This is a genomic window from Jejubacter calystegiae, from assembly GCF_005671395.1.
GTDB classification, from domain to species: domain Bacteria; phylum Pseudomonadota; class Gammaproteobacteria; order Enterobacterales; family Enterobacteriaceae; genus Jejubacter; species Jejubacter calystegiae.
Map to the genome: position 1 here is coordinate 2,056,595 of NZ_CP040428.1, position 12,610 is coordinate 2,069,204.

At 56.4% G+C, this 12,610-nt stretch carries 12 protein-coding genes; 9 read left to right on the forward strand and 3 right to left on the reverse strand.

Annotated elements, in window-relative coordinates; translation table 11 throughout:
- Positions 1-42 precede the first annotated feature (42 nt).
- From murC to mutT, 9 genes are all read left to right on the forward strand, one after another.
- Positions 43-1,518, forward strand: coding sequence for a UDP-N-acetylmuramate--L-alanine ligase (murC, locus tag FEM41_RS09510; RefSeq protein ID WP_138095747.1), 1,476 nt, complete (start codon positions 43-45; stop codon positions 1,516-1,518).
- Entirely contained in the window at positions 1,511-2,422 is a 912-nt protein-coding gene (locus FEM41_RS09515) for a D-alanine--D-alanine ligase (RefSeq protein WP_138095748.1), read from the forward strand. The genes murC and FEM41_RS09515 overlap by 8 nt, the downstream gene beginning before the upstream one ends.
- Before the next feature lies 1 nt (position 2,423).
- Complete coding sequence (gene ftsQ / locus FEM41_RS09520; RefSeq protein WP_138095749.1) at positions 2,424-3,254, forward strand: cell division protein FtsQ; 831 nt, start codon at positions 2,424-2,426, stop codon at positions 3,252-3,254.
- A complete protein-coding gene (gene ftsA, locus FEM41_RS09525; RefSeq protein WP_138095750.1) occupies positions 3,251-4,507 on the forward strand; it encodes a cell division protein FtsA in 1,257 nt (418 codons plus the stop codon). Before ftsQ ends, ftsA begins: the two co-directional genes overlap by 4 nt.
- A gap of 63 nt (positions 4,508-4,570) precedes the next feature.
- A complete protein-coding gene (gene ftsZ, locus FEM41_RS09530; RefSeq protein WP_138095751.1) occupies positions 4,571-5,728 on the forward strand; it encodes a cell division protein FtsZ in 1,158 nt (385 codons plus the stop codon).
- A gap of 102 nt (positions 5,729-5,830) precedes the next feature.
- Positions 5,831-6,748, forward strand: coding sequence for a UDP-3-O-acyl-N-acetylglucosamine deacetylase (gene lpxC, locus FEM41_RS09535; protein WP_138095752.1), 918 nt, complete (start codon positions 5,831-5,833; stop codon positions 6,746-6,748).
- Between the two features lie 273 nt (positions 6,749-7,021).
- Positions 7,022-7,525 (forward strand): secA translation cis-regulator SecM, encoded by a 504-nt coding sequence (gene secM / locus FEM41_RS09540; protein WP_138095753.1) that lies wholly within the window; start codon positions 7,022-7,024, stop codon positions 7,523-7,525.
- 65 nt (positions 7,526-7,590) lie between these two features.
- Positions 7,591-10,296 carry a preprotein translocase subunit SecA gene (secA, locus tag FEM41_RS09545; protein ID WP_138095754.1) on the forward strand — a complete coding sequence of 902 codons (2,706 nt, stop codon included), beginning with the start codon at positions 7,591-7,593 and terminating at the stop codon, positions 10,294-10,296.
- 232 nt (positions 10,297-10,528) lie between these two features.
- Positions 10,529-10,918, forward strand: a complete 390-nt coding sequence (mutT, locus tag FEM41_RS09555) for an 8-oxo-dGTP diphosphatase MutT (RefSeq protein WP_138095756.1) — start codon at positions 10,529-10,531, stop codon at positions 10,916-10,918.
- A gap of 15 nt (positions 10,919-10,933) precedes the next feature.
- On the opposite strand, the gene yacG is transcribed toward mutT, so the two are convergent.
- The 3 genes from yacG to coaE are packed head-to-tail and all read right to left on the reverse strand — an operon-like array spanning position 10,934 to position 12,510.
- Entirely contained in the window at positions 10,934-11,131 is a 198-nt protein-coding gene (gene yacG, locus FEM41_RS09560) for a DNA gyrase inhibitor YacG (protein WP_138095757.1), read from the reverse strand.
- A 15-nt stretch (positions 11,132-11,146) separates the two neighbouring features.
- Positions 11,147-11,890 (reverse strand): cell division protein ZapD, encoded by a 744-nt coding sequence (zapD, locus tag FEM41_RS09565; protein WP_138095758.1) that lies wholly within the window; start codon positions 11,888-11,890, stop codon positions 11,147-11,149.
- Complete coding sequence (gene coaE, locus FEM41_RS09570; protein WP_138095759.1) at positions 11,890-12,510, reverse strand: dephospho-CoA kinase; 621 nt, start codon at positions 12,508-12,510, stop codon at positions 11,890-11,892. The genes zapD and coaE overlap by 1 nt, the downstream gene beginning before the upstream one ends.
- Positions 12,511-12,610 lie beyond the last annotated feature (100 nt).

Here is a 12,610-nt window from a genome sequence, read left to right on the forward strand (position 1 = left end):
ATTTAAGAGGTAAGGCGCTGATTGCGCCGTGGGTATTAAAGAATGAATACACAACAACTGGCGAAACTGCGTTCAATCGTGCCCGAGATGCGTCGCGTCCGGCACATACACTTCGTTGGCATCGGCGGGGCCGGCATGGGCGGCATCGCGGAAGTGCTGGCGAATGAAGGCTACCAGATCAGCGGTTCCGATCTGGCGCCGAACCCGGTTACCCGGCAGTTGTCTGAGCTCGGCGCAACGATCTATTTCCATCACCGCCCGGAAAACGTGCGGGATGCGAGCGTGGTAGTGGTGTCATCTGCCATCACTCAGGATAACCCTGAGATCGTTGCGGCCCATGAGCTGCGCATCCCGGTGATTCGCCGGGCCGAGATGCTGGCGGAACTGATGCGTTTTCGCCACGGTATCGCGATTGCCGGTACCCATGGAAAAACCACCACCACGGCTATGGTGGCAAGTATTTATGCGGAGGCGGGACTGGACCCCACCTTTGTTAATGGTGGTCTGGTGAAGTCGGCCGGTACCCATGCGCGACTGGGTTGCAGCCGTTACCTGATTGCGGAAGCGGATGAGAGCGATGCCTCCTTCCTGCATCTGCAGCCGATGGTGGCGGTGGTCACCAATATCGAAGCCGACCATATGGATACCTATCAGGGCGACTTCGAGAATCTGAAGCAGACGTTTATTAACTTTCTGCATAACCTGCCGTTTTACGGTCGTGCGGTGATGTGTGTTGACGATGCGGTCATTCGCGAGTTGCTGCCGCGAGTAGGGCGTCATGTGACCACCTACGGCTTTAGCGATGATGCGGACGTGCGGATTGAAGATTACCGGCAGAACGGCGCCTGTGGTCTGTTTACCCTGGTGCGCCAGGATAAACCCGCCATTGCAGTACAGCTTAACGCACCCGGGCGCCATAACGCGCTGAACGCGGCGGCGGCGGTGGCGGTGGCGACCGAGGAAGGCATCGACGATGAGGCCATTCTGCGGGCTCTGGAGAGCTTCCAGGGCACCGGGCGGCGTTTCGACTTCCTGGGCGAGTATCCGCTGGCGCCGGTGAACGGCAAAACGGGCAGCGCCATGCTGGTGGATGACTATGGCCACCATCCGACGGAGGTGGATGCCACCATTAAGGCCGCGCGCGCTGGCTGGCCGGATAAAAATCTGGTGATGGTCTTCCAGCCGCACCGTTATACCCGTACCCGGGATCTCTATGATGACTTCGCCGGGGTGCTGTCGCAGGTGGACGCATTACTGATGCTGGAGGTGTATTCGGCCGGTGAAGCGCCGATTCCGGGCGCCGATAGCCGCTCGCTATGTCGCACCATTCGCGGTCGCGGCATGGTGGATCCGATCCTGGTGCCGGACGCAGAACAGGTAGCCTCGATCCTGGCGCCAGTTCTGACGGGAAATGACTTGATCCTGGTGCAAGGTGCCGGGAACGTCGGGAAAATTGCGAAAAAACTGGCTGAAATCAAATTGCAACCCCAAACTCAGGAGGAGGATCAACATGGTTGAAAAAGTTGCCGTCCTGCTGGGGGGAAGTTCGGCAGAGCGTGAAGTTTCACTGCAGTCCGGAAGCGCGGTACTGGCTGGCCTGCGCGAGGCGGGTATCGACGCCTATGCCGTGGATCCGCGGGATATCCCCGTTACCTCGCTGAAAGAAGAGGGTTACGACAGGGTCTTTATCGCGCTACACGGGCGCGGTGGTGAAGATGGCACGCTGCAGGGCATGCTGGATTTGATGGGGATGCCCTATACCGGTAGCGGTGTGATGGCCTCTGCCATCACTATGGATAAACAGCGCACCAAGCTGTTATGGCAGGGTGCCGGATTGCCGGTAGCGCCTTCGGTGACGCTGAACGCGCATGACGGTTTTACGGCGAGCCTGGCAATCCAGGTCGCCGCGTTGGGAATGCCGGTGATTATTAAGCCCAGCCGCGAAGGATCGAGCGTTGGTATGTCGAAAGTGACTACCGCCGATGAACTGGCGGATGCGCTGGAGTTGGCGTTTAAATACGACGACGAAGTGCTGGTCGAAAAATGGCTGAGTGGCCCGGAGTATACCGTGGCGGTGCTGGGGGAAGAGACGCTGCCTTCTATCCGTATTCAGCCGGCAGGCATCTTTTATGATTATGAAGCCAAATATCTGTCGGACGATACCCGGTACTTTTGCCCGGCGGGACTGAGCGATGAGCGTGAGGCGGAACTGCAGGATCTGGCTATCCGAGCCTGGCAGGTTCTGGGTTGCAGCGGCTGGGGGCGCGTGGACGTGATGGAAGACAGCGACGGCAGTTTCCGTTTGCTGGAAGTCAACACCGCGCCCGGTATGACCAGCCACAGCCTGGTGCCGATGGCGGCGCGCCAGGCGGGGATGAGCTTCCCGCAGCTGGTGGCGCGTATTCTGGAACTGGCGGACTGATATGTCTCAGGCTGCTCTGAATACTCGCCCCCGGGAGGAAGAAGAAAAATCCTCCGGCCGCAACAACGGTACGCACCTGGCGGGCATTATTTTTTTGCTGGCGGTGGTGATGTCGGTCGTGATTGGCGGCTGGATGGTCATCGGATGGATGGAAGACGCTCAGCGTTTGCCGCTGTCGAAGCTGGTGGTCACCGGGGAGCGCCACTACACGCGCAACGATGATATTCGCCAGTCGATAATGTCGCTGGGGGCGCCTGGTACCTTTATGACGCAGGATGTGAACATCATCCAGCAACAGATTGAGCGCCTGCCGTGGATTAAGCAGGCGAGCGTCAGAAAGCAATGGCCGGACGAATTGAAGATTCATCTGGTTGAATATGTGCCCATGGCGCGGTGGAATGACCAGCATATGGTTGACGCTGCGGGAAACTCCTTCAGCGTGCCCGCGTCCCGCACCCGTAACCAGACGTTGCCGAAGCTTTTCGGCCCGGAAGGTAGCGAAAAAGAGGTGCTTACGGGCTACCGCGATATGAGTGAAGTGCTGGCGAAAGCCAGATTTACGTTGAAAGAGGCGGCAATGACCGCCCGTCGTTCCTGGGTCTTAACGCTTAATAACGATATTAAGCTCAATCTGGGTCGGGGCGATACGATGAAACGTCTGAATCGCTTTGTGGAACTCTACCCGGTTCTGCAACAGCAGGCACAGACCGACGGCAAGATTATCAGCACCGTCGATCTGCGCTATGACTCAGGCGCAGCGGTCGGTTGGGCGCCGGCCCCTGTCGAGGAACTTAATCAACAACAGAATCAGGCACAGGCAGAGCAACGATGATTAAATCGACGGACAGAAAACTGGTAGTAGGACTGGAGATTGGCACTGCGAAGGTGGCCGCTTTAGTAGGGGAAGTTCTGCCCGACGGTATTGTGAATATCATTGGCGTGGGCAGTTGCCCGTCGCGGGGTATGGATAAAGGCGGTGTTAACGATCTGGAATCGGTGGTGAAGTGCGTACAGCGCGCCATCGATCAGGCCGAACTGATGGCTGATTGCCAGATCTCCTCGGTCTATCTGGCGCTTTCGGGTAAGCATATCAGCTGCCAGAACGAGATTGGTATGGTGCCGATCTCTGAAGAAGAGGTGACTCAGGAGGACGTGGAAAACGTCGTCCACACCGCAAAATCGGTACGCGTACGCGATGAACACCGGGTTCTTCACGTTATTCCTCAGGAATATGCTATCGATTACCAGGAAGGAATTAAGAATCCGGTAGGACTTTCCGGGGTCAGGATGCAGGCAAAGGTGCACCTGATTACCTGCCATAACGATATGGCGAAAAACATTGTTAAAGCCGTGGAACGTTGCGGCCTGAAAGTTGACCAACTTATTTTCGCGGGTCTGGCGGCGAGTTATTCGGTCCTGACCGAGGATGAACGTGAGCTGGGTGTCTGCGTCGTTGATATCGGCGGTGGTACAATGGATATGGCCGTCTATACTGGCGGCGCGCTGCGTCACACTAAGGTTATTCCCTACGCCGGGAATGTGGTGACCAGCGATATCGCATATGCCTTCGGCACGCCGCCGAGCGACGCGGAGGCGATTAAAGTGCGCCATGGCTGTGCGCTGGGTTCGCTGGTTGGCAAAGACGAGAGCGTGGAGGTCCCAAGCGTTGGGGGCCGACCGCCGCGTAGCTTGCAGCGGCAGACGCTGGCTGAAGTGATTGAGCCGCGTTATACCGAGCTGCTTAATTTAGTGAATGAAGAGATTCTGCAACTGCAGGAGCAACTGCGCCAGCAGGGTGTGAAACATCATCTGGCGGCGGGTATCGTTCTGACCGGCGGTGCTGCACAAATTGAAGGACTGGCCGCCTGCGCGCAGCGTGTCTTCCATACGCAGGTGCGTATCGGGCAGCCGCTCAATATTACCGGGCTGACGGATTATGCCCAGGAGCCTTACTATTCAACGGCTGTCGGACTGCTGCATTACGGGAAAGAGTCCCATCTGAGCGGTGAGGCGGAAGTAGAGAAACGAGCATCAGTCGGTTCATGGATTAAGCGAATCAACACCTGGCTGAGAAAAGAGTTTTAATTTTTTTAAGAGACCGTAGAAAATTAGCGGTCTCAGGCGACAGGCACAAAACGGAGAGAAACTATGTTTGAACCTATGGAACTAACCAACGACGCGGTGATTAAAGTCATCGGCGTCGGTGGCGGCGGCGGCAACGCCGTAGAGCACATGGTGCGCGAGCGCATCGAAGGCGTAGAGTTCTTCGCAGTCAATACCGATGCTCAGGCATTGCGTAAGACGGCGGTAGGGCAGACCATCCAGATTGGTAACGGCATTACCAAAGGTCTGGGCGCAGGGGCGAACCCGGAAGTGGGACGCAACGCGGCCGATGAAGACCGCGAGGCGCTGCGCGCCGCGCTGGAAGGTGCGGACATGGTGTTTATCGCAGCGGGCATGGGTGGCGGTACCGGTACGGGTGCAGCACCGGTCGTGGCTGAAGTAGCCAAAGACCTGGGGATCCTGACCGTGGCCGTTGTGACCAAGCCGTTCAATTTTGAAGGCAAGAAGCGTATGGCTTTCGCGGAGCAGGGGATTACCGAACTGTCCAAGCACGTGGACTCGTTGATCACTATTCCGAACGATAAGCTGCTCAAAGTACTGGGCCGCGGCATCTCTCTGCTGGACGCCTTCGGCGCCGCTAACGACGTGCTGAAAGGCGCAGTGCAGGGTATTGCCGAACTGATTACCCGTCCGGGTCTGATGAACGTCGACTTTGCGGACGTTCGTACCGTGATGTCCGAAATGGGCTATGCGATGATGGGCTCCGGCGTTGCCAATGGCGAAGACCGTGCCGAAGAAGCGGCCGAAATGGCGATCTCCAGCCCGCTGCTGGAAGATATCGACCTGTCCGGCGCGCGTGGCGTTCTGGTCAACATCACCGCTGGCTTCGACCTGCGTCTGGATGAGTTTGAAACCGTGGGTAACACCATCCGCGCGTTTGCCTCCGACAACGCCACCGTGGTTATTGGTACCTCACTGGATCCGGATATGAATGACGAACTGCGTGTTACCGTCGTCGCGACCGGTATCGGTATGGACAAGCGTCCGGAAATTACCCTGGTGACCAAACAGCAGCAGCAGGTACAGCAGCCGGTGATGGATCGTTACCAGCAGCACGGTATGTCTCCGCTGACTCAGGAGCAGAAAACCGTCGCTAAAGTGGTCAACGACAACAGCGGTCAGGCGGCAAAAGAACCGGATTATCTTGATATCCCGGCGTTTCTGCGTAAGCAGGCGGATTAAGAATTAACCGGAAGTTTGGGTTTTATAGCCCGATGTGCTACAATGCCCCACCGATTGTGATGTACACTTTCGGTTGGATGAGTAATTTGGCGAGATAAAACGATGATCAAACAACGGACATTAAAACGTATCGTTCAGGCGACAGGTGTCGGTTTACATACCGGCAAGAAAGTCACGCTGACGTTGCGCCCTGCGCCGGCCAATACCGGGGTCATCTATCGTCGCACAGACTTGAATCCACCGGTTGATTTTCCGGCAGATGCCAAATCCGTGCGGGATACCATGCTCTGCACTTGCCTGGTGAACGAGCATGACGTGCGGATTTCCACCGTCGAGCACCTGAATGCCGCTCTGGCCGGTCTGGGCATTGACAACATTATTGTTGAAGTCAATGCGCCGGAAATTCCGATTATGGATGGCAGCGCCGCGCCCTTTGTTTATCTGCTGCTGGATGCTGGCATTGATGAACTGAATGTGGCTAAGAAATTCGTCCGCATTAAAGAGACCGTCCGGGTTGAGGATGGTGACAAATGGGCTGAATTCAAACCGTACAATGGTTTTTCGCTGGACTTTACCATCGACTTTAACCATCCGGCGATTGATTCCAGCAACCAGCGTTACCGCATGGATTTCTCGGCCGACGCCTTTACGCGGCAGATCAGCCGCGCGCGTACCTTCGGCTTTATGCGCGATATCGAATATCTGCAGTCCCGCGGCCTGTGCCTGGGCGGCAGCTTTGATTGCGCTATCGTCGTCGACGATTACCGCGTGCTGAATGAAGATGGCCTGCGTTTTGAAGACGAATTCGTGCGTCATAAAATGCTGGATGCCATTGGCGATCTGTTCATGTGCGGTCACAACATTATTGGTGCGTTCACTGCGTATAAGTCTGGGCATGCACTGAATAACAAACTTCTGCAGGCCGTTCTGGCAAAACAGGAAGCCTGGGAGTATGTGACCTTCGAGGACGAAGCCGAACTTCCGGTAGCATTCAAAGCACCGTCGCTGGTCCTGGCGTAACACAACGCGCCTGACTTAAAAAGACGGCTGGTTTACCTGGCACTCTCTCCGGCCAGGGGAACCAGTCGTTTTTGTCTTGCCTGTCTCCCCATTTCCTCTCAACGCTATTTTCTTTGGCTGACGACGCAACTGCTTTTTTATTACGCGATCCGCGTCGGGCACCCGATGATTACAGATGCCGCCAGGCGGGATTGATGGTACTATCTGGCACAAATTTTCACGTTCTGAAATGCGGGCTGCGCCCATCTGTCTATTAAACTTCTGGTGACTTGAGTGATTGGCATCCTTGTTCGATGGCGACAATTCGGCAGGCGATATTTCTGGCCGCATCTCCTTTTGGGGATGGTCGCGGCCAGTCTTGGCCTGCCCGCGCCGAACAATGACGCAGGTACAGGACCTCAGGCAGAAGCCGCAGCCAGTAATCCGGAACGTCGTCCGACGCTGGATTTTTCCAGTCTGGTTTTGCTACAGGATGCTAATCGCCGCACCTCTTTCAGCGTCGACTACTGGCATCAGCACGCCCTTCGTACGGTTATTCGCCATCTCTCTTTCGCGATGGCGCCTCAGGCGCTGCCGACGACAGAGGCACCGCTTCCCCTGAAGGCACAGCAATTCGCGCTACTGGATACGTTAAGCGCGTTGCTTACCCTACAGGGCAAACCTCCGGCTGTCCGCAGCACGCGACTGTCCGCCTTTCCTCCCGCGCATCGCTTTAGCGTGAAAAACTGGCTGAGCCAGGTTCGCGGTATTCGCGCCGGACCTCAGCGCCTCGTTTAATCGGGTTATCTGTTTTTTTTCATTCTATTACCCCGCCGTAATGAGGCGTCTGAGATTTTATTATCATGCTAATTAAGTTATTAACGAAAGTATTTGGTAGTCGCAACGATCGTACCCTGCGCCGCATGCGCAAGCAGGTGGCGAAGATTAACAGCCTTGAGCCGGAGCTGGAAAAACTCTCCGACGAAGAGCTGAAAGGCAAGACGGCGGAATTCCGCGCGCGCCTGGAAAAGGATGAGTCCCTGGAATCTCTGCTACCGGAAGCCTTTGCGGTGGTCCGCGAAGCCAGTAAGCGGGTATTCGGCATGCGTCACTTTGATGTCCAGATGCTGGGCGGTATGGTGCTGAACGAACGCTGCATCGCGGAGATGCGTACCGGTGAAGGTAAAACTCTGACCGCGACGCTGCCCGCCTACCTGAATGCCCTGACCGGCAAAGGCGTGCACGTGGTGACCGTCAACGACTATCTGGCCCAGCGTGACGCCGAAAACAACCGCCCGCTGTTCGAATTCCTGGGGCTTTCCGTCGGCATCAACCTGCCGGGAATGCCGGCGCCGGCCAAGCGTGAGGCCTATGCTGCCGATATCACCTACGGCACCAACAACGAATACGGTTTTGACTACCTGCGTGACAACATGGCGTTCAGCCCGGAAGAGCGCGTTCAGCGCAAGCTTCACTACGCGCTGGTGGACGAAGTTGACTCCATTCTGATCGACGAAGCCCGTACTCCGCTTATTATTTCCGGCCCGGCGGAAGATAGCTCCGACCTCTATCGCCGTGTGGATAAAATCATCCCGAACCTGATTCGTCAGGAAAAAGAGGACTCCGACACTTTCCAGGGTGAAGGCCACTTCTCCGTTGATGAAAAATCTCGTCAGGTGAACCTGACTGAGCGCGGTCTGGTGCTGGTAGAAGAGCTGCTGGTGAACGAGGGCATTATGGAAGAGGGCGAGTCACTTTACTCGCCGACTAACATTATGCTGATGCACCACGTGACGGCAGCGCTGCGCGCCCATGCGCTGTTCACTCGCGATGTGGACTACATCGTGAAGGATGGCGAAGTTATTATCGTCGACGAACACACCGGTCGTACCATGCAGGGTCGTCGCTGGTCAGACGGTCTGCACCAGGCGGTGGAAGCGAAAGAAGGGGTGGATATTCAGAACGAGAACCAGACCCTGGCGTCGATCACCTTCCAGAACTATTTCCGTTTGTACCAGAAACTGGCGGGGATGACCGGTACTGCAGACACTGAAGCGTTTGAATTCAGCTCTATCTACAAGCTGGACACTATCGTGGTGCCGACCAACCGCCCGATGATTCGTAAGGATCTGCCGGATCTGGTCTACATGAGTGAAGCTGACAAGATCGTCGCGATTACCGAAGATATTAAAGAGCGTACCGCCAATGGCCAGCCGGTGCTGGTGGGGACTATCTCTATCGAAAAATCGGAAGTGGTTTCCCGAGAGCTGACCAAAGCGGGTATCAAGCACAACGTGCTGAATGCGAAATTCCACGCCCACGAAGCGGAAATCGTCGCTCAGGCCGGCTATCCTGGTACCGTCACCATTGCCACCAACATGGCGGGCCGTGGTACCGATATCGTGCTGGGTGGTAGCTGGCAGAGCGAAGTGGCGCAGCTGGAAAACCCGGATGAAGCCCAGATTGAAGCTATTAAGGCCGAGTGGCAGAAGCGCCACGAAGCGGTGCTGGCATCAGGTGGTCTGCATATTATTGGTACCGAGCGCCACGAATCGCGCCGTATCGATAACCAGCTGCGCGGGCGTTCCGGTCGTCAGGGGGATGCGGGTTCTTCCCGTTTCTACCTGTCCATGGAAGATGCCCTGATGCGTATTTTTGCGTCCGATCGCGTCTCTGGCATGATGCGAAAACTGGGCATGAAGCCGGGCGAGGCCATCGAGCACCCGTGGGTCACCAAGGCTATTGCTAACGCCCAGCGTAAGGTGGAAAGCCGCAACTTCGATATCCGTAAGCAACTGCTGGAATATGACGATGTGGCTAACGATCAGCGTCGCGCGATTTACACCCAGCGTAACGAACTGCTGGACGTGGCCGATATCAGCGAAACCATCGGCAGCATTCGCGAAGACGTCTTTAAAGCGACCATTGACGCGCATATTCCGCCTCAGTCGCTGGAAGAGATGTGGGACGTGACCGGTCTGCAGGAACGTCTGAAAAACGACTTCGATCTGGATATGCCGATCGCCGAGTGGCTGGATAAAGAGCCGGAGCTGCACGAAGAGACCCTGCGCGAGCGCATTCTGCAGAACGCCATCGATAGCTATAAGGCGAAAGAAGAGGTGGTAGGCGAAGAGATGATGCGCCACTTCGAGAAAGGCGTGATGCTGCAAACGCTCGATTCCCTGTGGAAAGAGCACCTTGCCGCCATGGACTATCTGCGCCAGGGCATCCATCTGCGTGGTTACGCGCAGAAAGATCCCAAGCAGGAGTACAAGCGTGAATCCTTCTCCATGTTCGCAGCAATGCTGGAATCTCTGAAGTATGAAGTTATCAGCACCCTGAGCAAGGTTCAGGTACGGATGCCGGAAGAGGTGGAAGAGATGGAGCAGCAGCGTCGCGAAGAGGCCGAGCGCCTGGCGCAGATGCAGCAGCTTAGCCATCAGGACGACCAGCAGGCCGCTGCCGAGGCTATCGCATCCCAGACCGGGGAGCGTAAAGTCGGGCGTAACGATCCCTGCCCGTGCGGTTCCGGAAAGAAATATAAGCAGTGCCATGGCCGCTTAAGCTAATTCTCCCTTAGCCGAAGGGAAAGGATACGATGGGCGCAGCTTGCTGCGTCCTCAGGTTGATGACAAAGAGGGAAAAAACGTGGTTTTTCCCTCTTTGTGGTTATCAGCCGAAAATCAATGAATTGATTTTCCGTGTTTATTTTTCTGGTGATTCTGGCCGAACCTGTTCGGCCCAGGTTTGCCATCAGTTTCAGGGCGCAGCTTGCTGCGCCCTTTTTTACAGGAAAAATTGATGAAACAGCTGAATATCGCCGTCGGCATCATCCGCAATACCGAGCGGCAGATTTTTATTACCCGTCGGGCCTCCGATGCCCATATGGGTGATAAGTGGGAGTTTCCTGGCGGTAAGATTGAACAGGGAGAGAGCCCGGAACAGGCGCTGGTCCGTGAACTGAGTGAAGAGGTGGGCATTGAGGCCAGCCGCTACGCGCTCTACCGCAAACTGGAGCACAGCTTTCCCGATCGCCATGTGACGCTGTGGTTCTATCTGGTGGATGCGTGGCAGGGAGAACCCTGGGGAAAGGAGGGGCAGCCTGGAGAATGGATCCCGCAGCATGCCCTGAAAATTGACGCCTTTCCGCCAGCCAATGTCCAGGTTATTGAACAGCTACTGGCGGAGTAAAGCGGGCTTCAGGCGCTATTCGAAGCGTTCGTTTTCGCTCCAGTCATCGCTGTCGGTGAGATCGCCCTGGCTGGGAATTCGCTTTTCTTCCGCAGCCCACTCGCCCAGGTCGATCAGCTGACAGCGCTTGCTGCAAAAGGGGCGAAACGGACTCTGTTCGCCCCAGATAACCGATTTGCCGCAGGTGGGGCAGTTTACGGTGGTATCAGACATCGTTATATCTCCTTCTTAACAGCAGGCCAACTCGAAGTCGAGACGGTCTGGTACTGTTCCGCGCTCGCTGTCCAGCGGCACAAAGCGAATGGCGAAGCGGCTCTTGTGACCGGAAATCTGCGGATACAGACCGCTGTCGGCAGCAAGCTGCAGCCGTAGCAGATTCGCATCTTCGCCGTTATCCTGATAAAAGCCGTTCAGGCTGGTCTGCTTGCGCAGCGGTGTGCCGTTGCGGGTGAGCTCCAGCGCCATATCCAGCGGCTGACGCAGCGGCGTCAGTGAGGCAAGCCAGCCATTTACCAACGTATCACGCATCTCCTGAGGCTGAGCCAGCCAGACATGCAGCGTCGGCAGGTCGAAGCTACAGCAGCCACCGGGGATACTCAGGCGCTGGCGTACCAGCGCTATCAGGCGATCTTCCCGCAGCGCCTGACCGGGGCGAGGGGCGGACATCAGCGTGCTGCCCAGGGTCTGTAATTGCGCACGCAGCTCGTTAATGCGTTGGGGATCGACGCCGGGAACCGCTGCCCACTCCTGCAATTTACGCTGCTGGCGTTCCAGCTCCTTAAGAATATCCGTGCGCACTTCACCACGCTCCAGAACGTCCAGTAGATCGCCAAGGTTACGGAACAGATGGAGCGCACTGGCGTGATCCTGAACCGGCAGCAGGGCATCCATCTGCTTGAGCAGAAACTCCATACGCAGCCAGGTACGCATTTTTTCATTCAGTGGGTGTTCAAAAAGGAGTTGAGAGAGCATCAATCATTTTCCTGTGCTGCTGCCTGCCTGGCCAGAGCCAGATAGTGTTGATGCAGGCGGGTGACTTCCGCAACCGCGTTCTGCGGGTCGCCGTCATTATTTATTACGTCATCCGCCACAGAGAGCCGGGTTTCCCGGGATGCCTGGGCGGCAAGAATCTGTTGCGCGTGATGGCGGGTAACGCCGTCACGCTTCATGGTTCGGGCTATTTGTGTTTCTGGCGCAACATCGACGACCAGAACCCGATCGGCCCGGCTCTGAAGCTGATTTTCCACCAGCAGCGGCACCACCCAGAGTACATAGGGGGAGCCAGCCCTGGCAATGGCTTCGCGGGTACGGTTTTGTATCAGCGGATGTAACAGTGCATTCAGCCAGGCTTTTTCCTGCGGCTCGGCAAAGACGATTTCACGCAGTTTTCGGCGATTGAGCGCGCCATCCGCAGTTATAACATCGGGGCCAAAATGTGCCTGGATGTCTCTCAGAGCCGGTTCGCCGGGTTCCACAACCTCGCGAGCGATCATGTCGGCATCGACAATGACAATTCCCAGTGCGGCAAAGGCATCGGCGACGGTACTTTTTCCGCTGCCGATTCCCCCCGTTAAGGCGACGATATAGCTCATAAAGGTGATACCTGGAAGTTACGCATTATCAAAAGGATAGATGAAATTTTTCCTGCCGATGATGACAGGAGGGTACAGGAATACGTGCACCTGACCGTTT